The 24,449-nt window shown below is 61.1% G+C and carries 16 protein-coding genes; 7 read left to right on the top strand and 9 right to left on the bottom strand.

The window, feature by feature from the left end:
- Positions 1 to 26: 26 nt before the first annotated feature.
- Complete coding sequence (locus tag M2397_RS15870) at positions 27 to 530, top strand: peptidylprolyl isomerase (protein WP_065927032.1); 504 nt, start codon at positions 27 to 29, stop codon at positions 528 to 530.
- Positions 527 to 1,276 (top strand): UDP-2,3-diacylglucosamine diphosphatase, encoded by a 750-nt coding sequence (gene lpxH, locus M2397_RS15875; protein WP_259243995.1) that lies wholly within the window; start codon positions 527 to 529, stop codon positions 1,274 to 1,276. The genes M2397_RS15870 and lpxH overlap by 4 nt, the downstream gene beginning before the upstream one ends.
- A gap of 94 nt (positions 1,277 to 1,370) precedes the next feature.
- On the opposite strand, the gene M2397_RS15880 is transcribed toward lpxH, so the two are convergent.
- The 7 genes from M2397_RS15880 to M2397_RS15910 all read right to left on the bottom strand — a co-directional run bounded on the left by M2397_RS15880 (position 1,371) and on the right by M2397_RS15910 (position 12,349).
- Positions 1,371 to 2,900: a DHA2 family efflux MFS transporter permease subunit gene (locus M2397_RS15880; protein WP_131698098.1), complete on the bottom strand. Its 1,530-nt coding sequence runs from the start codon at positions 2,898 to 2,900 to the stop codon at positions 1,371 to 1,373.
- Positions 2,900 to 4,099 carry an efflux RND transporter periplasmic adaptor subunit gene (locus M2397_RS15885; RefSeq protein ID WP_131698099.1) on the bottom strand — a complete coding sequence of 400 codons (1,200 nt, stop codon included), beginning with the start codon at positions 4,097 to 4,099 and terminating at the stop codon, positions 2,900 to 2,902. The genes M2397_RS15880 and M2397_RS15885 overlap by 1 nt, the downstream gene beginning before the upstream one ends.
- A gap of 15 nt (positions 4,100 to 4,114) precedes the next feature.
- Entirely contained in the window at positions 4,115 to 5,566 is a 1,452-nt protein-coding gene (locus M2397_RS15890) for an efflux transporter outer membrane subunit (protein ID WP_259243998.1), read from the bottom strand.
- Complete coding sequence (locus M2397_RS15895) at positions 5,563 to 6,036, bottom strand: MarR family winged helix-turn-helix transcriptional regulator (protein WP_145337635.1); 474 nt, start codon at positions 6,034 to 6,036, stop codon at positions 5,563 to 5,565. The genes M2397_RS15890 and M2397_RS15895 overlap by 4 nt, the downstream gene beginning before the upstream one ends.
- Positions 6,037 to 6,241: 205 nt before the next feature.
- Entirely contained in the window at positions 6,242 to 9,913 is a 3,672-nt protein-coding gene (locus tag M2397_RS15900) for a translocation/assembly module TamB domain-containing protein (RefSeq protein ID WP_259244000.1), read from the bottom strand.
- On the bottom strand, positions 9,913 to 11,640 hold the full coding sequence (locus tag M2397_RS15905; RefSeq protein ID WP_259244002.1) for an autotransporter assembly complex family protein: 1,728 nt from the start codon (positions 11,638 to 11,640) through the stop codon (positions 9,913 to 9,915). The genes M2397_RS15900 and M2397_RS15905 overlap by 1 nt, the downstream gene beginning before the upstream one ends.
- Before the next feature lie 64 nt (positions 11,641 to 11,704).
- Complete coding sequence (locus M2397_RS15910) at positions 11,705 to 12,349, bottom strand: N-acetyltransferase (RefSeq protein ID WP_131698104.1); 645 nt, start codon at positions 12,347 to 12,349, stop codon at positions 11,705 to 11,707.
- A 168-nt stretch (positions 12,350 to 12,517) separates the two neighbouring features.
- On the opposite strand from M2397_RS15910, the gene xthA reads away from it, so the two are divergent.
- Together xthA and M2397_RS15920 are read left to right on the top strand one after the other, a co-directional pair.
- Positions 12,518 to 13,330 carry an exodeoxyribonuclease III gene (gene xthA, locus M2397_RS15915; RefSeq protein ID WP_145337632.1) on the top strand — a complete coding sequence of 271 codons (813 nt, stop codon included), beginning with the start codon at positions 12,518 to 12,520 and terminating at the stop codon, positions 13,328 to 13,330.
- 149 nt (positions 13,331 to 13,479) lie between these two features.
- Positions 13,480 to 14,814 (top strand): phosphate ABC transporter substrate-binding/OmpA family protein, encoded by a 1,335-nt coding sequence (locus M2397_RS15920; protein WP_259244005.1) that lies wholly within the window; start codon positions 13,480 to 13,482, stop codon positions 14,812 to 14,814.
- Between the two features lie 120 nt (positions 14,815 to 14,934).
- Here the strand turns inward: M2397_RS15920 and M2397_RS15925 are convergent, their stop codons facing one another.
- A complete protein-coding gene (locus M2397_RS15925) occupies positions 14,935 to 16,164 on the bottom strand; it encodes an acyl-CoA dehydrogenase (protein WP_029298342.1) in 1,230 nt (409 codons plus the stop codon).
- A 151-nt stretch (positions 16,165 to 16,315) separates the two neighbouring features.
- On the opposite strand from M2397_RS15925, the gene M2397_RS15930 reads away from it, so the two are divergent.
- From M2397_RS15930 to M2397_RS15940, 3 genes are all read left to right on the top strand, one after another.
- Positions 16,316 to 17,251: a LysR family transcriptional regulator gene (locus tag M2397_RS15930; RefSeq protein ID WP_131698107.1), complete on the top strand. Its 936-nt coding sequence runs from the start codon at positions 16,316 to 16,318 to the stop codon at positions 17,249 to 17,251.
- Positions 17,252 to 17,366: 115 nt separating this feature from the next.
- Positions 17,367 to 17,759, top strand: a complete 393-nt coding sequence (locus M2397_RS15935) for a MerR family DNA-binding transcriptional regulator (RefSeq protein ID WP_090402693.1) — start codon at positions 17,367 to 17,369, stop codon at positions 17,757 to 17,759.
- Between the two features lie 16 nt (positions 17,760 to 17,775).
- The gene (locus tag M2397_RS15940) at positions 17,776 to 18,675 is read left to right on the top strand and encodes a hydroxymethylglutaryl-CoA lyase (protein ID WP_167655690.1); all 900 of its coding nucleotides are present in this window, start codon (positions 17,776 to 17,778) and stop codon (positions 18,673 to 18,675) included.
- Between the two features lie 549 nt (positions 18,676 to 19,224).
- On the opposite strand, the gene M2397_RS15945 is transcribed toward M2397_RS15940, so the two are convergent.
- Positions 19,225 to 24,396 (bottom strand): NEL-type E3 ubiquitin ligase domain-containing protein, encoded by a 5,172-nt coding sequence (locus M2397_RS15945; protein WP_259244007.1) that lies wholly within the window; start codon positions 24,394 to 24,396, stop codon positions 19,225 to 19,227.
- Positions 24,397 to 24,449: the final 53 nt, after the last annotated feature.

Here is a 24,449-nt window from a genome sequence, read left to right on the forward strand (position 1 = left end):
CGAATTCCCTGAAAAGAGTAGTGAACATGACCCAAGTCAAACTGACCACCAACCACGGTGACATCGTCATCGAGCTGAACGCCGAGAAAGCGCCGATCACCGTCGCCAACTTCATCGAGTACGTTAAGGCCGGCCACTACGAAAACACGGTTTTCCACCGTGTCATCGGTAACTTCATGGTCCAGGGCGGCGGTTTCGAGCCGGGCATGAAAGAAAAGAAAGACAAGCGCCCAAGCATCCAGAACGAAGCGGACAACGGCCTTTCCAACGACAAGTACACCGTCGCCATGGCCCGTACCATGGAGCCGCATTCGGCCTCCGCGCAGTTCTTCATCAACGTGGCCGACAACGCCTTCCTGAACCACAGCGGCAAGAACGTACAGGGCTGGGGCTACGCCGTGTTCGGTAAAGTCACCGAAGGCCAGGACGTTGTCGACAAGATCAAAGGCGTGTCGACCACCTCCAAGGCCGGTCACCAGGACGTTCCGGTCGAAGACGTGATCGTCGAGAAAGCCGAGATCGTTGAGTGATATTACTGATTTCAGATTTGCATCTGGAAGAGGAACGCCCGGACATTACCCGGGCGTTTCTGGATCTGCTCCACACCGGCGCCCGTGGCGCCCAGGCGTTGTACATTCTGGGGGACTTCTTTGAAGCCTGGATTGGCGACGATGGGATGACGCCCTTCCAGCGTTCGATCTGCGAGGCTCTGCGCGAGCTGAGCGACAGCGGTACCCCGATTTTTATCATGCATGGCAACCGCGACTTCCTGCTCGGCAAAGCGTTCTGCAAAGCGGCAGGCGCCACGTTGCTCAAGGATCCGAGTGTCGTGCAGCTCGCAGGCGAACCCGTGCTGTTGATGCACGGCGACAGCCTCTGCACCCGCGACCTTGGCTATATGAAGCTGCGGCGCATCCTGCGTAACCCGATTGTGCTGTTTATCCTGCGTCACTTGCCGTTGCGCACCCGCCATCGGCTGGCGCGCAAGCTGCGCAGTGAAAGCCGTGCGCAAACGCGCATGAAGGCCAACGACATTGTCGATGTCACGCCCGAGGAAGTGCCGCGGGTGATGCAGCAGTTCGGCGTGCGCACCCTGGTCCACGGCCATACGCACCGCCCGGCGATCCATAAGCTGCAGATTGGCGACCAGGCGGCCAAGCGCATTGTGCTGGGGGATTGGGACAAGCAGGGCTGGGCGTTGCAGGCAGATGAGCAAGGCTTTCAGTTGGCGGCGTTTGACTTCGTCAATCCGCAGTTGGCGTTGCCTGGCGCCTGATCCTCGAATCCCACTGATCCAATGTGAACAGAGATCAAAATGTGGGAGGGGGCAAGCCCCCTCCCATAATTGATTGCATTTCAGTCTTTGCCAATCAGTGGCCGGACGCTTCCGGACCTGCCTTGGCACCAAACGGCGGCTTCGCCAGCCACACCAGCAGCATCAACCCCATGAACATCCACCCCAGCAACGTGAAGTAATCCACGGTGGACATCATGTACGCCTGGCTGGTGAGGATCTGGTCCAGTTGCGCGTAGGCCTTGTGCCCTGCCCCACCGAGCGCCTGCAGCGCGTCGCGGGTGGCGGAGTCATAGGTGGTCATGTTCTCGCTCATGTACGCATGGTGCTGGTCTGCCCGGCGAATCCAGATCCAGGTGGTCAACGAGGCCGCAAAACTGCCGCCCAGGGTCCGCAGAAAGGTCGCAAGACCAGCGCCGTCGGCAATCTGATGCGGTGGCAGGTCGGACATCAGGATGCTCAAGGTCGGCATGAAGAACAGCGCCACGCCGATGCCCATGAACAACTGCACCAGGGCGATGTGGGTGAAGTCCACCTCATTGGTGAAGCCCGCGCGCATAAAGCAGCTCAGGCCAATCGCCAGGAACGCCAGGCCTGCCAGCAGGCGCAGGTCGAACTTGTGCGCGTACTTGCCCACAAACGGTGACATCAGCACCGGCAGGATGCCGATCGGCGCCACCGCCAGGCCGGCCCAGGTGGCGGTATAGCCCATCTGGGTTTGCAGCCACTGCGGCAGGATCAGGTTGATGCCGAAGAAGCCCGCGTACCCCAGGATCAACACAATCGTGCCGATGCGAAAGTTACGGTAGGCAAACAGCCGCAGGTTGACCACCGGGTGCTTGTCGGTCATTTCCCAGATGATGAACACCGCCAGGGCAATCACCGAAATCGCCGCGCCCACAATGATGAAGTTGGATTCGAACCAGTCCAGATCGTTGCCCTTGTCGAGGATGATCTGCAGGGCGCCGACACCGACGATCAGGCTGAGCAGCCCGACGTAATCCATCGGTTGGTAGCTGGTCTCCACCGGGCGTTTCTTGAGCTGCGAACGCACCACCATCACCGCAAAGATACCGATGGGGACGTTGATAAAGAAGATCCACGGCCAGCTGTAGCTGTCAGTGATCCAGCCACCGAGGATCGGCCCCGCAATCGGCGCCACCACCGTGACCATCGCCAACAGCGCCAGGGCCATGCCACGCCTGGCCGGCGGGTAGACCGCGATCAGCAAGGTCTGGGTCATCGGGTACAACGGCCCGGCCACCAGGCCTTGCAGCACCCGGAAGCCGATCAACTCGGGCATCGAGGTGGAAATACCGCAGAGGAACGAGGCCAGCACAAACAGAATGGTGGCCCACAAAAACAGCTTCACTTCGCCAAAACGCCGGCTCAACCAACCGGTGAGCGGCAAGGCGATGGCGTTGCTCACCGCAAACGAGGTGATGACCCAGGTGCCCTGCTCCGAACTCACGCCGAGGTTGCCGGAAATGGTCGGCAACGCCACGTTGGCGATGGTGGTGTCGAGCACCTGCATAAAGGTCGCCAGCGACAGGCCAATAGTGGCCATCAACAGGCTGGGCGGCGTGAAGGAGGCGTTATTGCTCATCAGCGTTGCACAGCCTTGGGCGCGGCGATGCTGTTGTCATGGATCAACTGGGTGATCATGGCGTCAGCCTCGGCCAATTGGCGGTCATACACGTTGGTGGTGAACGAAGCCTTCTGCGGCGCCTGTTGCGCCAGCACCGGGCCGCTCTGGTCATGCAGGTCCACATTCACCACCGTGCTCAAGCCGACCCGCAGCGGGTGCTTGGCCAGTTCTTCGGCATTGATGTGGATGCGTACCGGCACCCGTTGCACGATCTTGATCCAGTTACCGGTGGCGTTCTGCGCCGGCAGCAGGGCAAACGCGCTGCCGGTACCGGCGCCGAGGCTATCTACGGTGCCGCTGTACTTAACATCGCTGCCATAGATGTCCGACTCAATGTCCACCGGCTGGCCAATGCGCATATCGCGCAGCTGGGTTTCCTTGAAGTTGGCGTCGATCCACAGCTGGTTCAGCGGGATCACCGCCATCAGCGCAGTACCCGGCTGCACACGCTGGCCCAGTTGCACGGTGCGCTTGGCCACATAGCCGGTGACCGGTGCGATCAAGGTGCTGCGGGCATTGGCCAGGTACGCCTGGCGCAGTTGCGCAGCGGCCGCTTGCACGTCCGGGTGGGACGAGATCACGGTGTCATCCACCAGCGCGTTGCTGGTCTTGAGTTGTTGCTCAAGGTTGGTCAGGGCGTTCTTGGCGGCGGTCAGGCTGTCACGGGCGTGGGACAGTTCTTCCTGGGAAATCGCGCCGCCCTGGGCCAGGGTCTTACGGCGGTTGAAATTGTCCTGGGCGGTTTGCACGTCGGCTTTCTGTGCGTTGACCTGGGCTTTCATGCCATCGACGTTGCTGTACAAGCCACGCACCTGGCGCACGGTGCGGGCCAGGTTGGCCTGGGCACTTTGCAGGCCGACGGCGGCGTCGTTGGGGTCGAAGTTGATCAGCACCTGGCCTTCGTGGACCAGGTCGCCATCGTCGGCGCCGATGCTGACCACGGTGCCGGTGACCAGCGGGGTGATTTCCACCACGTTGCCGTTCACATAGGCATCATCGGTGCTTTCGTTGAAGCGCCCGTAGAGTTCATACCAGCCCCATACGCCCACCACACAGAGGATGACGATCAGCACCAGGCCAATCAGCATGACTTTGCGTTTGCGTGGGTTGTTGTCTTTGGGTTGTTCTGTAGCGTTAGTGTTTTCGGCAGTGGCCATGACAAATACCTCAAATTATTCCGTGCGTGTGGCTGGGGTGGTCGACGCCACGTTGTCGGCGCTGTATCCGCCACCCAGGGCCTGCATCAATTGAATCGACAGATCGATTTGCCCGGCATTCAGGGTCGCCAGCTGACGCTGGGCCTGCAGCAATTGCTGCTCGATGCTGAGCACATCCAGGTAGTTACCGATCCCTGAGCTGTAGCGCTGCATGCCGGTGACGTAAGACTGCTGGGCAATGTCCGCAGCATGTTGCTGGGCCTGGATCTGCCGACCGGTTTCGCGCAGTTGCGAAAGGGTGTTGCCGATATCGCCCAAGGCCTGCACCAAGGTCTTGTTGTACTGGGCTACCGCCAGGTCGTAGTCGGCATCGCGTGCATCGAGGTCGGCGCGCAGGCGGCCGCCATCGAAGATCGGCAACGAGATCGTCGGCGCAATGTTGAAGAAGCGGCTGGCCGAGCCGAACATCGCATCGCCCAGCAACGACTCGGCCCCGGCGCTCGCGCTGAGGTTGAGGTTGGGGTAGAAGCGCGTCTTGCTGGCGGCGACGTCCTTGCTCGCGGCCTCGACTCTCCAGCGCGCGGCGATCAGGTCCGGGCGGCGGCCCAGCAATTCGGCGGGCAACACCGAAGGCACGGCGACAGCGGCGGGCTTGAGCACATTCGGGCGGGCCAATTCGCTGCCACGGTCCGGACCTTTGCCGAGCAACACCGCCAGGGCGATCTTGGCGCTCTGCAGTTGTTTTTCCGCGTCGATCAGTTGCGACTGGGAGCTGGCTTCCAGGCTCTCGGTCTGCTGGTACTGGTACTGGCTGTCGATGCCCGCGCTGAGGCGACGCTTGCTCAAGTCGAGCATTTGCCGGGTGCGCTTGAGGTCATCGCTGGCCAGGTCTCGCACGATATGCGCCTGGCCCAGGTCGCTGTAGGCCTTGGCCACATCGGCGGCGAGGGTCAGGCGCGCGGCCTGCTGGTCGACTTCGGCGGCGCGGGCCTGGCCCAACGCGGCTTCCCAGGCGGCGCGCTGGCCACCCCAGAGGTCGAAGTTGTAATTGAAGCTGGCACCGATATTACGCACGGTCGAATAGGCATCGCCCTCGCCGCGCGGGTCCTGGTCCTGGGCCAGGCGTGAACGGCTCACGCCGGCGCTGGCATCCAGGGTCGGCATGCGCGCGGCATTCGCGGCATAGGCGGCGGCTTCGGCCTGATGGGCACGGGCGCTGGCGACTTGCATGTCGGGACTGTTTTGCAGGGCTTCCTGGATCAGGCCGTCGAGCTGCGGGTCGCCGAGACTTTTCCACCAGTCGGCGCTGGGCCAGGCAGCATTCGACAGGGTCACGCCGCTCAGGGATTTGCCGGTTTGCAAGGTGTTGGCGTCGAGGCGCTTGCCCTGGGTGTCGAGGCCGCTGAAGTTGGCGCAACCGGCCATGCTCATGGCCGCAAGCACCAGGCATAGGGCACGTGTGTTCATTCTTTACCTACCCGCTGCAGGGTGATGGGATCACCGGCAGCTATCAGAATTTTCTTGAGGATCCGTTCCAGGGTTTGCAGCTCGCCGGGCTCAAGTACGCCCGCCAGCTGGTTCAACGCTTGGGCGCCTATGTGCGGCAGCATGTCTGCCAGGCGCTGGCCGTCGGCAGTCAGCACCAACTGCACCTGGCGACGGTCCAGTTCGGAACGCTGGCGGCTGAGCAATTTTTTCTGCTCCAGCCGGTCGAGCATGCGGGTCATCGAACCGCTGTCCAGGGACAGGTTGCGGCACAGCTCCGCCGGGGTGTCGACGCCGAACTGGGCCATGATGATCAACACCTTGAACTGCGCGGCAGTGATGCCGTGGGGTTCCATGTGGGTGTCGATGATGCGGTCCTTTAGGATCGCCGCACGGCCCAGCAACAGGCCAAGGTGGCAGTTGTGGAAGTTTTCGGGGGTGAAGTGAGGCATCGGAAGTCACCTTATTACTGCCTAGGCAGTGAATGTATGACGAGATGTTACTGCCTAGGCAGCGAAAGTCAAATGGAATAATTAGCTTGCTTGCTAATGTGGGAGGGGGCTTGCCCCCGATAGCGTTGGGTCAGTCACTGATGTGTTGACTGAACGACTGCTATCGGGGGCAAGCCCCCTCCCACATTTTGTACCGCGAAAGGATCTAGAAATCGCGCTTGTAGAAGATGTCGAGGGAACTGGCCACACCACTCGCCACTTCCAGGTACACCCTCTTGCTCAGCAGGTAGCGCAAGGCGATGGTGCTGGCCGGTTCGAACACCCCCACGCCGTAACGCAGGCTGAGTTTCTCGGTGATCTTGCCGCTGGCCACCACCGCCGTGGTGGTGCCGCTGCCCTGGGTGTCGAGGTCGAAGTCCTGGATGCCCAGCTTGTTGGCAAGATCCGAGGTGACCCCGGCGCTGCCCATCAGGCCCAGGCCAAGGGCGGCCTGGGCGAGCATGTTGTTGTCTTCGCCCGTGGTGCTCAGCGGGCGACCCAGCACCAGATAGGACAGCGCCTGCTCCTGGCTCATGGCCGGTTCCGAGAAGATCTGTGTGGTGGGCTGCTCGGCGCTGCCGCTCAGGCGGATGCCGGCCACCACATCGTTGGTCTTACGAATCGCCTCAATATCCAGATAGGGCTGGTCGAGCGGCCCGGCGAACAGCAGGCGTGCACGGCGCACATCGAGCCGTTGCCCGTAGGCACGATAGCGACCGTCGTTGAGCCACAACTCGCCACGGGTATCCATGTTGTCGCCGATGTGCACATGGCCCTGCACCTTGGCGGTCAGGCCAAAGCCCGAGAAGTTGAGCTGGTCTTCGCCCACCGCCACGTCGATATCCATGGCCATGGCCATCGGCGGCTTGCCCTCTTCGGTCTGGCTGCCGACGATCACGGTGTCATCCGAGACCTTGACGGTGGAAGGCGGCAACTCACGCACGGTAATGTCGCCGCGTGGGATCCGCACCTTGCCGGCAATCGCCAGTTTGTCGTTCTTCAGGCTGATTTTCAGGTCCGGCGCCACTTCCAGCGTGGCGTAGGGTTCCACCGTGACCGGCAGTTGCGACCCTTGCAGGCTGAGGTCCACCGCCAGGGCCTGGTCCCAGTCGATCTGGCCCTTGAGGCTGCCCTGCCCGGCCTTGCCACTGCGCCATGCGCCGTTCAACTGCACGCGTTCACCGGCAATCAGCGCCTGCACGTTCAGGCCTTCAAGGCTGATGGGCAGCTCCGGCCCGGAGACTTCGCCGCCCACCAGGTTGAGGTTGCCGTTGACCTGTGGCGCCAGCAATCCTCCGGAGATCCGGCCGCTGCCGTTGAGCTTGCCGTTGAGTTTCTCGACCATTGGCACAAACGGCCGTGCCACGGCGAGATCGAGGCCGGTCAGGCTGAAATTGCCGCTGATCGGCTTGTTTTTCGGCAACGGGTTGATCTGCGCCTGCAACAGCAACTCGCCGAGCTTGCCGCCACGGAAGTTCAGCTGGGTGTCGATACGCTTGGGGTTGAGGGTGGTTTCCAGCTTGAGGGTGTCGTAGGGGAAATCCAGCCACTGGTCCTTGTCCTTCACGCGCAGGGTGCCGCCACTGGCATCCACCGAGACCACGCCTTTGGGGCCGCTGTCGGGCAAGTCCAGTTGGATGTCGGCGTTGAGCTTGCCATGCCAGGCGAAGTCCTTGGGCAAAAACGCCGCCAGGCTGTCGATGGGAAACTGCTTGAGGTGGTAGCGCAACTTGGGTTCGGGCATCAGGCGCTGGTCTTCACCGCACAGGCTGGCGGCGCCGGAGACCCAGCAGTGGGCCGCGAAGGTCAGCTTGCCGTCGGCCATGCGCTCGATTTTTGCCGGCGCTTGCAGCCTCCAGTCCTGGCCACCCGCCTGCACATCGCCACTGGCCAGGCGGCCGCGCCAGTTGCCTTTGTCGAGGTTGCCATCCAGGGCCAGGGCCAGTTTGACCAAGGGGCCGGCCAGGTCGAGTTGGACCTTCTGGCTCCTGATGTCGCCCTGGGCGCTGGCGGTGAGCGTGCCGACCTGGGTGTCGCCGCTTTGAATGCCGCTGCCCTTGAGGTCGATTTTCGCGCGCTGGGCACTGTCCAGGTTCGCGTCCAGGCTCAGGCTTTGCAGGCGATTATCGGCGAACGCCAGTTGCTGGCCCTTGAGGTCGAGTTTGCCTTGGGGCGCCTTGAGGCTGCCGGCCACGTCGAGTCGGCCATTCACCTGCCCACGCAGCTGCGGCCACAGCTGGGCCAGGCGCGCCAGCTTAATGTCGATCTGCCCGGCCAGGCGTTGCTGCAGGCTGCCGCTGCCGTTGATGCGGTTGTCGCCCAGGCGCATATCCAGGTTGGCCAGGGTCCATTGCTCGCCCGCGCCTTCGGCCTTGGCCGCCAGCACTGCGGTTTGCCCGCGCAGGCGGCCCTTGAGGTCGAGATCGGCGTTGAGTGTGAGCCGTTCGTTTTTGAATTCACCTTGGCTGCGCAGGGGGCCAGCCAGCGTGCCCGGCAATTCCGCCACCCAGTACGCCGGGTTCAGCGCCGACAGGTCCAACGCGGTATCCCAGGCAATGCCATCGGCAAATTGCAGGTTCAGATGCCCTTCGGCCTTGCCTTGGCCGGCGGTCAGTTTCAGCTCCGGCAGGAAGATTTGCGTGAGGTCGCCACTGAACGGCGTGACCACATTGAATTTGCCGGCCGGGCCGTCAAGGTCGGCCTTGAGGTTGCCGAGGTAGTTGCCGTCTTTGTAGGAAACCTCACCGTTAAAGGTGCGCACTACCACCTGTGGCTCGTCGATCAGCGGATAGAGGCGATGCCAGGGAAAATCCAGCCAATCGATCTTGGCCTCGGCGCTGAAGCCTTGTTGCCAATCCAACTGCGCCGTGAGCTTGAGGCTTTGTTTGTCGCCGGCATTCAGGTCCAGGCCAGCGATCTGCGCGCCCTTGGCGTCGACCTTGCCTTGCAGCAGCAGGTCCACCGGGCCTTTGTCCGCCGGCAGCACAGCCTTGCCCAGCAGTTGGTAGCCACTGCCCAGGTCACCCTTGGCGGTGAGGTCCAGTTGATTGAGTTGCAGGGTGTCGGGCAGATCGGCGCTGGGTTTGAAGCCATCGGCTGTGATATGCACCTCGGCCGGGAGGTTGTCCGCCAGGGGTTGCAGCTCGCCCTTGAGTTTGGCCGGCAGGTAGCCGCTGCTGTCGGCGTCGAGCCTGAGGGTCTTGAGCAGGTCGCCCTCGACCTTGAGCGCGACCGTCCACGGCGCGCCGCCGGGGGCGTAGGGCAGGCTCAGGTTGCCGCTGGCGGTCAGCGGCCATTCGCCACTGGGTTGCAGCAGGCCGTTCAGGTCCAGCACCAGGCCGTCCCGTTGCAGGTGCGCCGCGTCAATCTGCATGCCGGCGGCGGTCCAGTGCGCGGCCAGTTGCAGGCCCTTGAGTTCTTCGCTGCCGTTAAACAGCAGGCTGCCGACACGAACGTCGCCCAACTGAATGGAAACGGGCAGCTTCAGGTCCGGCAATTGAATCGGCCCGCTGCTCTCTTCGGTGCTCGGCGCAACGTCCAGGCGGACTTGCTCCACGTCCAGGCGATTGATGCACAGGGTCATGCGCAGCAGGCACGCCGGTGACCAGTCAAACGTCGGGGCATCGAGTTCGACGCGACTGCCGTCTTGCGCCCACACCAGATGATCGGCGCTCCACTGGCCGCCCAGACGGCCCTGGAAATTCTCCACGCTCAACCCCGGTACACGCCCCAGCGCCCAGCGACTGCCCGCCTGGGTACCGAGGACCGCCCACAGGGCCAGCAACAGCACGGCAAGGATGGCCAACACGGCCAGCCCAGCTATTTTCACACCACGCATCACAGCTCAGGCCCCATGGAAAAGTGCAATCGAACGCCGCCCGGGTCTTCCAGGGCATGGGCCAGGTCCAAGCGGATCGGGCCGACCGGCGAGACCCAGCGAATGCCGACGCCGACGCCGGTTTTCAGGCTGGGCAAGTCCAGGGAGTTGAACGAGTTGCCCTGGTCGATAAAGGTCGCGATCCGCCATTTTTCGGCGATGGAATATTGATACTCGGCGCTCAGGGCCACCATGTAGCGGCCACCGATACGGTCACCCCGGTCGTTCTCGGGTGATAGGGTCTGGTACTCGTAACCGCGCACGCTCTGGTCGCCACCGGCGAAGAAGCGCAATGACGGCGGCACCGACTTGTAGCCGTTTGTCGCACTACCGCCGACCTGCGCCCGCGCCAGGAAGCGGTGGTTGTCCCACAGGGTGGTCAGGCCCTTGACCATGGCCGTGCCGTAAAGCAGGTTGGTGTCGGACCCCAACCCCTCCTTGGCCACCTTGCTGTCGAATTGCAGGCGGTAGCCGTGATGGGGGTCGATGCGGTTATCGCTGCGCAGGTAGGAATAACTGATCCCCGGCATCACCAGGTTACTGAGGCCCGAGTCATTGCCCAGGCGATATTCTTCGCGCTGGTATTTGAGCGAGATCACCCGCGTCCAGCCACTGGGCAACTTGCTGTGCCATTCAGGCCCTAGGGTGAGCAATTTACTCAAGGTGTCGGTGTTGGCGATTTCTTCATTCTGGTAACCGCCGGCGAAACGCAGCTTATCGGTGAGCGGCGGGTCGAGCGGGATGTCGTACCACAGCCCAACGTTCTGCCGTGGCGCCGACAGCTCCGCTTCCCAGCCGTAGCTGTGGCCCTGGGGGTTGACCCAGTGGCGCGTCCAGTTGGCCTTGCCGCGCGGGCCGACGTCGGTGGAGAAACCCAGGCCCAGGCCCATCGTGCGGGGCTTGCGGGTCTCCAGGTTGACGGCCACCGGAATCACGTCATTGGCCGAAGCCGCGGGGGCCGCGTCGACGCGCACGCCTTCGAAAAAGCCGCTGGCTTGCAGGTTCTGGTTAAGTTCGGCGATCAGTTCGGAATCGTAGGGGGCGCCACTTTTAAACGGCACCATGCGTTGCAGCAGCTCTTCGTCAAAGGGCGTATCGCCGGCAAAGCTGACCTTGCCCAAGGTGTAGCGCGGGCCGCTGTCATAGATGAGTTCGATATCGGCGACGCCGGCCTGGGGGTCTACCGAGAGTTTCTGACTGGTAAAGCGCCCGCTGAAAAAGCCGTAGCGCGAGGACTGGTTCTGGATAAGACGCTTGGCGTCTTCGTAGTGGCCGTGATTGAGCACGGCGCCGGACTTGAGGTCATCGCTGGCGGGCACGCGAAAGGCCTTGAGGTTCGCGGCAGGGCCGTCGACCCGAATGGTCACGTTGCGCAAATGCACCGGTTCGCCGGGGTCGATGGTGAGGATCAGGCGCGGGTTCTCGCCGCCCTTCACATCGCTTTCGATCCGGGGCTGATAGAAACCGAGTGCCTGGGCGGCTTTGCGCGCCTGCTCTTCGGCACCACGGCTGAACCGCAGCAAGGCCTCTTCATCACGCTCGCCCACGCCACCGATATAGCCTTCGATGTTGGCTTTCAACGCGTCGTTTGAAGGCTTGATCCGCACGTCCAATTCGCTTTGCGCGAATGCGCCGCAGCTTGTGAACAGCAGAACCAAGCCGCTGGTAAATCTTCCTGGAAACTTCATAGGCGCGGATGCTACACGAGCTGGGGAGAAACTTAGAACTCAGACGATTCTGAAAAATTCTGCGCTAAGCCGTTGCAGCATGTAACACCTGCGGATTGGGGTGGAAAAATACGTGTTCCAGAATCGGTCCTACCGCCACTTCGCCGATCTCTTCATAGCCCTGGCGCTTGTAGAACTCCAGATAGCGCGAATTCCCCGTATCCAGTACCACACCGGATGAGTGCGGGTCTTCCGCGCACCAGTTGTGCACCGCTCCCAGCAGCTGTTCACCGTAGTGCTTGCCCTGGAATTGCGGGTGAATGCCCATCAGCGGCAACACATGCACCGACTCGTTGGGCAAGCAGGCCATTACCGCATAGTGGTAGTCCAAGTAGCGCCGGGTGCCGCGCACGCCGGTGCTCAACCACATGCGCAATTGCCAGGCCCAGCTTTCGGTAATCCCCAGGCGCCGCTGCGGGGGCGCGATCAGCGCGATGCCGATCAGGCGGTCGTTGATGAACAGCCCAATCGCCGGAAGTTTCTGGAAGAAATGCTGCTTGACCAGTTCGCGCACCGTGGCGCGTACCCGTTGTTCATAGCCTGCGCGTTCAGCTTCAAAGATGTAGGCAAACGTCGGCTCATGCCGATAGGCCTGGTACAGCAGGGAGCGGGCTTCGCGGGAATAGCCGCTGTTGAGCAGGCGAACTTCGCCAATGGCAGTGTCAGTCATACAGTCAATCTCCCTGGGCGCCACTCAATAGATGGCGTTCTTATGGGTACGAACCTACGCAGCACCAGTCGTTCCCAGACATTAGCAGTGCATCTGTCCTACCGCCACGCTGGCCCCCGTCCGACTTGTCCGCTAGCATCGCCCTTTTGCCAGACTGGACCGCCGACCATGAAAATCGTCTCCTTCAATATCAACGGGCTGCGCGCCCGCCCTCATCAGCTGGCGGCACTGATTGAAAAACACCAACCCGACGTCATCGGCCTGCAGGAAACCAAGGTCCACGACGACCAGTTCCCCCTGGCCGAAGTGCAGGCCCTGGGCTATCACGTGTACTACCACGGGCAAAAAGGCCACTACGGCGTGGCACTGCTCTCGCGCAAAGAAGCATTGAGTGTGCACAAGGGCTTTGCCAGCGATGAAGAAGACGCCCAGCGCCGCTTTATCTGGGGCACCTTCGCCGATGAAAACGGCCAACCGATCACCATCATGAACGGCTATTTCCCACAAGGTGAAAGCCGCGACCATCCGACCAAGTTTCCGGCCAAACAGCGCTTCTACGCAGACTTGCAACACCTGCTGGAAAGCCAGTTCAGCAACGACCAGGCCCTGGTGGTGATGGGCGACGTAAATATTTCCCCGGAAGACTGCGACATCGGCATCGGCGCCGACAACGCCAAGCGCTGGCTGAAAACCGGCAAGTGCAGCTTCCTGCCCGAAGAGCGCGAGTGGATGGCGCGCCTGAAGAATTGGGGCCTGGTGGACAGTTTCCGGCACCTCAACCCCGAGGTGGCCGACCGTTTCAGCTGGTTCGACTACCGCAGCCGTGGGTTCGAGGATGAGCCCAAGCGTGGGCTGCGCATTGACGTGATCATGGCGTCAACCGGCCTGGTGCCGCGGGTCAAGGATGCGGGCGTGGATTATGACCTGCGGGGTTTGGAGAAACCGTCGGACCATGCACCGATCTGGCTTGAACTCAGCTGATCGCCCTGACTGTGCTCGGGCCAAATGTGGGAGGGGGCTTGCCACCGATCGCGGTGTATCAGTAACAGATAAGCTGACTGTCAGTCACATTACTGAAATCCAACTGACTTAATCTCGCAGCACTCCCTTTGGCTTGAGAAGGTGCCGGCATGATGCTGCGCGTTCTGTTCCTGTTGTGTTGCGCATTTTCCTTCTCCGTTGTGGCTGCCCCGCTACCCGTTCCCGACCAAGGCCCGGCTTTGCGCATTCAGGGTTCCAACACCATTGGCGCGGCGTTGGGGCCGGCGCTGGTCAAGGGCTTGATGGAGCATCAGGGCCTGCAGGCGGTGCACAGCGAAGCGGCCGAGGGCGCCAATGAACAGCGCGTGGTCGGCAAGACGCGCCAGGGCAAGACAGTGACCGTCGAGGTGGCGGCCCATGGCTCCAGCACCGGGTTTGCCGCGCTGAAAAAAGCCAGCGCCGACCTGGCTGCGTCTTCCCGTCCGATCAAGGACAGCGAACTGGTGGACCTCGACCCCCTGGGCGATCTTAAAAGCCCCGAGGCCGAACAGGTGATCGCCATCGACGGCCTGGCCATTATCCTCAACCCGCACAACCCACTGAATACGTTGAACACCGAGCAACTGGCGCAGATCTTCAACGGCGAGATCGACACCTGGGAAGCGCTGGGCGGTATCGGCGGTGCCATTCATTTGTACGCGCGGGATGACCAATCCGGCACCTATGACACCTTCAAGGAACTGGTGTTGCGCCTGCGCGGCAAGCCCCTGGCCGCGTCCGCCAAGCGCTTCGAGTCCAGCGAAGCGTTGTCCGATGCGGTGAGCCGGGATCCCCAGGGCATCGGCTTTATCGGCTTGCCTTACGTGCGCCAGGCCAAGGCGGTGGCGATTGTCGATGGCGACTCGCAACCGATGCTGCCATTGAACAGCCTGATTGCCACCGAGGATTACCCGCTGTCACGCCGGCTGTTCTTCTACCTGCCGCCGTCCTCCAGCAACCCGTGGGCCAAGGCCCTGGTGGACTTTGCCCAGAGCAGCAAAGGCCAGGCGATTGTGGCGGCCAACGGGTTTATCGCCCAGCAGGTGCAGGCGATGACGGTGCAACCCCGTCCCTCGATGCCTGACGACTACCAAGCGATTGCCCGTGACGCCCAGCGTTTGACCGTGAATTTTCGCTTCGAGGAAGGCAGCGCCAGCCTGGACAACAAGGCGCGCCAGGATGTGCAGCGCGTCGTGGCCTATATAAAGAGCCACGCCAAACTCGACAAGCAGGTAACGCTGGTGGGATTCGGCGACGCCAAGAATGACCCGCAACGGGCGGCGCTGCTGTCGAAGCTACGGGCGATGGCGGTGCGCCGGGAGCTGGTCAAGAACGGCGTGGTATTGCGCGATATTCGCGGCTTCGGCGCACAGATGCCGGTGGCGGCGAACACGGCGGATGAGGGGCGGATCAAGAATCGGCGGGTGGAGGTTTGGGTGTACTGAGGGCTTAGCCTTGCGGTGTTCGGAATGGCCTCATCGGGGGCAAGCCCCCTCCCACACTTTGAATGTATTCCCAAATCAAAATGTGGGAGGGAGCTTGCCCCCGATGCAGGCGACGCGGTGTTACTGCCCGCTGCGCATCAACTCTTTAGGCACATACTTGCCGATCTCGAACTTGCCGATTGCCGCGCGGTGCACTTCGTCCGGGCCGTCGGCCAGGCGCAGGGTACGTTGCATGGCGTACATGTAGGCCAGCGGGAAGTCGTTGGAGACGCCGGCGCCGCCGTGGATCTGGATCGCGCGGTCGATCACCTTCAACGCCACGTTCGGCGCCACCACCTTGATCTGGGCGATTTCACTTTTCGCCACCTTATTGCCCACGGTGTCCATCATGTACGCCGCTTTCAGCGTCAGCAGGCGCGCCATGTCGATTTCCATGCGTGAGTCGGCGATTTTGTCGATATTGCCGCCCAGGCGCGCCAAAGGCTTGCCGAACGCGGTGCGGCTGACGGAGCGTTTGCACATCAGTTCCAGCGCGCGCTCGGCCATGCCGATGGAGCGCATGCAGTGGTGGATACGGCCTGGGCCAAGCCGGCCTTGGGCAATCTCGAAGCCTCGGCCTTCACCCAGCAGTACGTTTTCGTACGGCACACGGACATTGTCGAACAGCACTTCGGCGTGACCGTGGGGCGCGTCATCGTAGCCGAACACCGGCAGCGGGCGTACGATTTTTACCCCGGGGGCGTCCACCGGCACCAGGATCATCGAGTGCTGCTGGTGGCGCGGTGCATCCGGGTTGCTCAGGCCCATGAAGATCAGGATCTTGCAGCGCGGGTCGCAGGCGCCGGAGGTCCACCACTTCTTGCCGTTGATCACCCACTCGTCGCCCTGGCGCTCGGCGCGGGCGGCCATGTTGGTGGCGTCCGAGGAGGCGACATCGGGCTCGGTCATGGCGAAGGCCGAACGGATCTCACCGCGCAGCAGCGGCTCGAGCCAGCGTTGTTTCTGCTCTTCGTTGGCGTAGCGCACCAGCACTTCCATGTTGCCGGTGTCGGGGGCGGAGCAGTTGAACGGCTCCGGGCCCAGCAGTGAGCGGCCCATGATCTCGGCCAGGGGTGCGTATTCAAGGTTGGTCAGGCCGGCGCCCAGTTCGGATTCGGGCAGGAACAGGTTCCACAGGCCTTCAGCTTTCGCCTTGGCTTTCAGCTCTTCCATGATGGCGGTGGGCTGCCAGCGGTCGCCTTCGCTGACTTGGCGTTCGAACACCGGCTCGGCCGGGTAGACGTAAGCGTCCATGAACGCGGTGACGCGTTCACGCAGTTCCTGAACCTTGGGCGAATAGGCGAAATCCATGAGCAGCTCCCTTCTTTGAGAGGTTGTTTAGGTCATGCAATCGATGCTAGAACAGCGCTGATAATTTACCTAGCCTATTCTCGGCGTGTATTAACATTCATCACCGATATATGATCGACATATGGCCACCTAACAATAAGAGCGCAACGAAATGAATCTGAGCAAGGTCGACCTCAACCTCTTTATCGTCTTCGACGCGATCTACACCGAAGCCAACCTGACCCGCGCCGGGCAGATTGTCGGCATCACCCAGCCGGCGGTGTCCAACGCTCTGGCCCGCCTGCGCGAGACGTTCAACGACCCGCTGTTCGTGCGCACCGCCCAAGGCATGGTGCCCACGCCGATGGCGCAGAACATCATCGGCCCGGTGCGCAATGCGTTGTCGTTGCTGCGGGTGTCGGTGCAGGAAAGCCGCATCTTCAACCCACAGCAGGCGGCCAAGACCTACCGCATCAGCATGACCGACCTCACCGAAGCGGTGATTCTGCCGCTGCTGTTCCAACGCCTGCGCCGCCTGGCGCCCACCGTGGTGATCGAGAGTTTCCTGTCCAAACGCCGCGAAACTACCAAGGAACTGGCGGCCGGGCGCCTGGATTTTGCCGTGGATGCGCCGCTCAACACCGACCCGCAGGTGCGCCACGTCAAGCTGATGGAAGACCGCTACGTGTGCGCCATGCGCAAGGGCCATCCCATGGCGGGCAAGGACAAATTCACCCTGGATGACTACCTGTCGCTGACCCATATCCATATCTCCAGCCGCCGCAACGGTCTGGGCCACGTCGACCTGGCCCTGGGCAAGATGGGCATCCAGCGCAAGATCGCCCTGCGCTCCCAGCATTACCTGATGGCCTCGCAAGTGTTGCAGCAGACCGACATGGTCATGACCGTGCCCGAACGTTTCGCCCGCCGCCATGAACTGCACTGGTTCCACCTGCCGGTCAATGACGTGCCACCGGTGGAAACCCACCTGTACTGGCACGAAAGCACCGACCAGGATCCGGCCAACCGCTGGATGCGCGAGCAGATGATCGAGTTGTGCCAGCAAGTCACCGCCCACGAAAAGAAGCTGGATAAACAACAGGCCTGAGGTTCAAGAACGCTACCTGTGGGAGGGGGCTTGCCCCCGATGGGCTGCGCAGCGGCCCTTGACGTTCACGTCAACCTGCCATTAGCTTAGCGCCAAGACCCTCTTGAGCGCCCCCATGAGCACGACCTACAGCATCTCCGACCTCGCCCGCGAGCTCGACATCACCACCCGCGCCATTCGCTTCTATGAAGAACAAGGCTTGCTGGCCCCGGAACGCCGGGGCCAGGAGCGCATCTATTCGGCACGGGACAAGGTCAGCCTGAAGCTGATCCTGCGGGGCAAACGCATCGGTTTTTCCCTCGCGGAATGCCGCGAGCTGATCGAACTCTACGACCCCACCGGCGGCAACCAGATCCAACTCAACAGCATGCTGGCCAAGATCGCCGAGCGCCGTGAGCAGTTGGAACAGCAACTGCTGGACATCGAACAAATGAAGCTGGAACTGGACACCGCCGAAGAGCGTTGCACCCAGGCACTGGCCCACACCATGGGCCAGGTTGGCCATTGATCAGAAGGTAGCTGCCATGTCCCTCCCCTCCCATGTACGCCTGGTGGAAGTCGGCCCGCGCGACGGTTTGCAGAACGAAGCCCAACCCATCAGCGTGGCCGACAAGGTCCAATTGGTGGACGCCCTCAGCGCGGCGGGCTTGAGCTATATCGAAGTCGGCAGTTTTGTCTCGCCCAAATGGGTGCCGCAAATGGCCGGCTCTGCCGAAGTGTTCGCGCAGATCCAGCGCAAGCCCGGCGTCACCTACGGTGCGCTGGCGCCAAACCTGCGTGGTTTTGAGGACGCGTTGGCGGCGGGCGTAAAGGAGGTGGCGGTGTTTGCCGCGGCCTCCGAGGCGTTTTCCCAGCGCAATATCAACTGCTCCATCAGCGAAAGCCTGGAACGTTTTGCGCCGATCATGGCCGCAGCCAGGCAGCACGGCATCAGCGTGCGCGGCTATGTGTCCTGTGTGTTGGGTTGCCCTTACGAAGGTGAAATCGCGCCCGAGCAAGTGGCGGCGGTCGCGCGGGAGTTGTATGCCATGGGCTGCTACGAGGTCTCCCTGGGGGACACCATCGGCACCGGCACGGCGGGCACCACGCGGCGGCTGTTCGAGGTGGTCGGTGCGCAGGTGCCACGGGACAAACTGGCGGGCCACTTCCATGACACCTATGGCCAGGCCATCGCCAATATCTATGCCAGCCTGCTGGAAGGCATTACGGTATTCGACAGCTCTATTGCGGGCCTCGGCGGCTGCCCTTACGCCAAGGGCGCCAGCGGTAACGTCGCCACCGAAGATGTGCTGTACCTGCTCAATGGCCTGGGGATCGACACCGGTATCGACCTGGACGCATTGATTCGCGCAGGCCTGCAAATCAGTCACGTACTGGGCCGCCCTACGGGTTCGCGCGTGGCCAAGGCACGTAACGCCGTTTGAGTAGCGCGGCCGTGACAATGTGTTACCGCACGGCTACACGTCGAGTAACACGGGAACATATTTAGTCGCATTTGCCGCAGCAAAAATCTTACTAAAAAATTAACTTATTGATTTTAAAGAGTTTTTAAAAGTTGGCACGCCTTCTGCTATCTCTATGGCATAACAAGAATAAAAAGCACCAAACCTAATAAAAATAAGACGAAACGACTCTGACATAACAAAAACAACACGGCAGAGACGCAGCTAACAGATTTTTTTGGAGAAGATGTGCTTCGCAGGGTCCGGCATGCCGAAACCCGCAACCGGTTAGAGAAAAATAAAACTACCTCAGGTAGCTACCCACTGGTTGGATCGTTAACGAAGAAGCAGATCAGCGCTCAAAAAAATACGTTTGCTCTTGACCCCGGATGGGGGTCGCCAAAAACAGCGGTAAAGGGTAACGGTTGCCAAAAACAACAATAGACCGCCCCTCAATAATAAAAAAAGAGCACGCAACGACAAATTAAAGGGGACCTCCGGGTCCCCTTTGTGCTGTCTGCACCCTGGTATTTAAAGCGGTGTTCCTTGGGTGGCGGCGAAGTTGTTGAGCACCCTGCGGGTCAAGATTCGCAGTGATCGTTGTTCCAGCGCCTGCCGCTCCACTCCCAACTGCTTGAGTTCGCTCTCAAAAAACGCACTCTGCATCGCGCCGTTCACGAGTATTTCATCCCGGCGCCTGCCCAAGAGGCCGGCCAGCCGGTCAGTCACCTGGTCATGCATCGCCTGCCACTGGTCTTTTGTGGCCTGGTCTGCGGCGCTAACCTGCTCGCCTTGCAGATCCGAAAGCTCAAATAACGCGGTGCTTTTCTCGTCGATCAGATCAAGCTCCGGTGTCATCAATGCCTTGAGCTCCTGGGGGTATCGACTGCGAAGATGTGTTTCCCAGAACAGTCGCCCGGTCAAAAAAGTCTCTTCGGCAGCGGTATTGCGCTCGTCCCTCAGCACCTGCGCATAGGCTCCGTCGATCGCTGCCTGACTCACATTGGCCTGCTGGGGAAACAGCATCTCGCGGGACTTGACCGGCAACTCAAGCCGGTCTGCAAGCAGGGTACGGTATGCCAGGATGACTTCGACCTGTTCAGTAAACCCAGGCCCCCTGGCCTCGACATCCCGCTGAGCAATGGCGTCCACCAGGGTTAAACGAAACAGCTTCCTGCCCGTAGCGATCAGCGAGCCTTCAACGTGCTCCGTTCCCACCATTTCCAGTGCCCTGGCCCCCATCAGCTCGCTTTCAAGGTTCATGAATTCAACCGAACTGCCGTCGCCACAGGTGACTCGATCATCGGCGGTGGTAAACAGCGATTCGCGAATAGCCTGGCTTTCACTTGCGGCCTCAAGCATGTCCCACACTCGCTGCGCCAGTGAGGGGCGGGTCACTGCACTGGCGTACTCGGCGCTGCGGGTGGTATCGGCCAATACGGTAAAAAAAGCCGCCGACTCAGGAATGCTCCGCAGTTCGTCCCAGATCCCACCACGCCGTGTCAGCTCTGCGGCCGATGGCTCGCCCAGCCAGAGATCACGCGCCTCATCCACGGTGACGTGCTCGCCCCATTGCATCAAGGGCTCGCCCATTTGAAGGCGCGCAAGGGTGGCCGCCGACAAGGGATTTTCGTGCACGTTGATGCGCTCCCGGTGCTGATAAGCGTATTCAGGCAACGTGGTGATCTGGTTTGCATGCAGGTCGATACGGGCGAGAGCAGGCAAACGTTCGACGCCGACGGGAAATCGGGTGGTGCCGGTGTTCGGCAGATACAACTGGTTCAACTCGCGTAAGCGGCTTACATCGGCCGACCATCCCAAACGTCGATTGTGTCCCAGATTCAAAATCTTCAACTGCTGCATGCTCTCCAGGCGCGTTCGGCTCTGCTCGGTCAGTTGGATGTCATTGCTCTTCAAGTTGAGTTTGGTCAGCCCTGCCCCGCCGTTTCGAAGCGCCGGCAGTTGGGTGAAATTGTTTTCGCTCAGGTTCAACCAGCGCAAGCCGCCAAATGCCTGCAGAAAAGGCAAAGAACGGTCTGAAAGCCCCATTCGACGTAACTTCAGATGGCCCACATGATCCATATTGGCGGTAATCGCAGGCAGCTCACCGACCGCTTCTTCGGATAGATCCAGCACATGGCCGATGGGTGTGCCATCCCCCGCGAATGCCTGCGCGCCACCTCGCTGCCAGACTTCGTTGATCGTCGCCGACACTCTGCGCCTGGCACTCGCATAGCCCGACTCCTCCTCCTGCCAGTTCACCAGCGCTTTATTCAGATCGAAAAACTCCGTTTCCAGGTGCGCCAGCCTCGCCAATAGCACAGCATCCGCCGCACCTTGAAGCCCTAGCAGGGTCTCGACTTCAGCCAGGGACTTCGAGGGGTAAAGCACCATCGCTTTCATTGTGCAAACAAACGGACGCTGTGCCGCGCCCCCCACCGGACTCAGCGGATAACCGATGCGCCCATCCGCCAGGCGCATCGGTGATTTGAATCCAGGCCTGATCGTTTGCAGGCCCAGCGCACGCCGGCTTGCCTGCTCGCTCAGCGGCAGGCGCCCCAGTTGCCCTTTCAAGGCCTGGGTGGAGGACAGTAACGCTGTCCGGTGGGTGAACTGCCCGCCGCTGGCGAACCACAGCGCGCTGAAAAATGCGTCTTTGTCACTGCGACAATAGAGTCTTTGCTGCGGCACGCTGTATAACATCCACTCCTTCATGTCGCTGCGGATCAGACGAAGCTGCCTGGGGGCGGTCGCATCGCCGACCCGGTCCAGCACAGGCCCCTCATACGTATCGGCCCGCAGCTCAATACACACCCCTTCCAGTTGCCCCGGAATGGCGGCCAGCTTGTGCAGCGCCAGGTGTACACCGTCCATTGTCAACGGGTTGTCGAACAGCAGGTCGGCATGCGCCCGCATGACACGCGCCTTTTGCGCGTAACGGCGTGCCTCTTCGGCCAACCGCAACGGCAAGCGTGATGTGGGTTCAATGCAACGTGCCAACTCTTCGGGCCTGGCGTGGGCGACTATTTCTTCGGCGGCCAATTTAGGCAGGCTGGGAAAGCTGCGCTGGAGCCACTGGACATGGACATCACTGGAGATATCACCGGCCGACATTTCCAGATTGAACAGCTCATTCCGGGTGTTTTTAGCCGCTGTCAGCAATCGATCCCGGTACCTTGCGGCCCTGGCTGCAGGTGTACGCTGCGCACGCATCAGTTGCGCCATACGTTCTTCGGCGAATGTCGGTTTACCGTCAACCGAACGCTCACCGCGCGTAATGATGCCCAGCATCACCTGTTCCGCGTGTATCTCCTGCTCGACCTCGTCTTCATCCAGCAACTGGCGTATTTCACCTTCAGTCAGTTGATTAAGCATGGCGGGGAACAGGACCCCACTGCCGAGCTGTTCAGGCTGCAACTTGACCACGTCACGTGGTCTTCTCACTTTGCCTGAAAGCCACGTCAGATTGCCCTCGGAATCAAAGGCTATCAGCACCCGCGATTCAGGCCACATACCATTGTCGATCAACAACTTGACTTGCATGAACCAGTTGACGCGACTGAACACATTGGGGTCGGGGCTGCTCAGCCGATCGATAAAAGCCTGATGCTTGGCGTCGCACTCAAATCGCCGGAGCATGTCTCTGAAGAGTGGCGGCGGCGCCCGATGCTCGATAAACACCTGACGCAACTCGTCATCCGACACTCCGCTGAATAGCCTCGCCTGCTCAAGCTGGCTATCGCTCAGGTGATCGACCGTATGGCCAATACGCCGGAGCAGTGTCTTGCGGTCCCACGTCAGGGGTTGTTCGAACTCATGGACCCAGGCGCCCATACCGTTATGGTGAATGCGTGGCGCATAACGTGAATCGCCGTCGGGGTGCAAGAGCCTGGATTCACCCTCGGCGCCGGTGACGACCTTGTAGTGACCACCGTCAGTTGCCGGCAGATAGAGGCCTCCCTCATGGGCATACAGCCCCTGCGCGTTCGGCCGCAGCCCTTCGGGCAAGGCGATCCGGTGCAGGTATTGGCCCGGATTGACACTGTGCAAACGCGTGCGCCCACCGAACTCCACATGCACCAGACGCTTGATAAATGCCGTGTCTTTGGCTGCCATCAGCACTTTGGGCACCGCCAGCCCCGCCAGATCCAGACCCACCGCCGAAAAGTGCGCCCAGGCCGTGCGAGTGTCGCCTTCGGACCACGCTTCAATACCTTCGCCTATCTCATAGACCATCTGCACGGCCGCAACGACCAGCATGGCCTCCCCCAGGAAGGGCACCACGAAAGAAGCCAGATTGAGAATATCCAGTGCCGTGCTTCCCCACGACCAGAGCCAGGCGTTATACGCCTGATCATTCTTCGATTGAGTGGAGACCACGGCGGTACTGGCGTTGTTCATGATCAGCCGGATACGCTGCGTCGCGCAGTCCATCCAGACATCAGACCATGAAACACCGTACGTCCCCTGATCGGTGATTCGAGCTTTATTTGCCGGAACAAAATCCTGATCCTCGGCATGCGCCGCGCCTGGATCAAGCAAGACCTTGAGCCGGGTAAAAAAACTGTCCTGATGGGCGAGCGGCACGAACTGGCTGAAGAATTTGCGGTATTCATCACGGCACAGGCGGGTGGTCAAATGGTCGGTAAAGGCGGCTATGTGGTCATAGCTCTTGAGGGGATGGAGGGGGTCGCCAGGGATATACACCATGCAGGGCATCGGCAGGAGCTGGGCATTCCTTATGTTTACCCGCCACTCCACCGGACCGATGATCAGGATGTTCTCGATGTAGAGGTTACACAGCCGCAACGGCGAAAACTTCACTGTGTGTCCTGACCACTTGCCGCTCGACTGACTCACCAAAACGTCGTTGATCAACTGGTGTTGCGCAGGCTGGATATCGCCCTTCATCAAGGCGATGTCTGCCGCCAGTTCCAACTGGTTTTGATGGCTGATGATCAGGCTGCTAAACAACTTGCCCGCCGGCTGGTTCTGGGTTCCTGGCGCAAGGTGGTGGTTGATGGCGGCTCGCAGATATTCGTAGTAGGAACGCCCCAGATCCAGCTCCCTGCACAGTTGGGCAAACGCGTGGGCCTGGATGTCGAGTTTGAGCGACTGGACGTTGGCTGAGGGATGCACCTGCGCGCTTGAATGCCGGTAAAAGTCGTACCGGGTGATCAAGTGACAGTCCTTACACACCGGCTCGCTCGCCTGTTCCGGAGCAAAGTTGTTCAGCGCCGCCTCCAACAGGCTGACACCTTTATAAGAATAAAACTGCGGGCCCAATTCGCTGACGCGCGTGGTCGAAACCTCAGTGAGCTGCGCGTCGCAGGTGGTCTGTTCCAGCTTGCGGGCATAGAACACCTTTCTGGTATCCAGCCGTTGCCCGAACTTTTTTTCGATCGCGTCCGCCAACAATGGCTCGGCATACTCTGCCGGCGGTTTCAGTTCACCGAGCATCTGATCCAATTGGTTCAACGACGCCCTGCTGCGCTTGTGGACCTTACCCAGCCGGTCCCTGTCAGCCTGCGAGGCCTTTTTGTACCAATCAGGAATACGCAAATCCAATGACGCCAGTTCAGCTTTGCGGCTGCCCTGCGCCTCGGTATACCAGTCGGGGATATTGTCCCTGATGACGCTCAGGTGCGGACTTTGCGCGTCCGAAACCCTGTCTGCAGGAGGGGCCGTGATGTTGTCTGTCATGCGTATAGCCTTCGAGTGGCGAAATAATGCGCCACTCTAGGCAACACCTCCGC

Origin of the sequence: Pseudomonas sp. BIGb0381 (genome assembly GCF_024809815.1) — a bacterium.
GTDB lineage: Bacteria > Pseudomonadota > Gammaproteobacteria > Pseudomonadales > Pseudomonadaceae > Aquipseudomonas.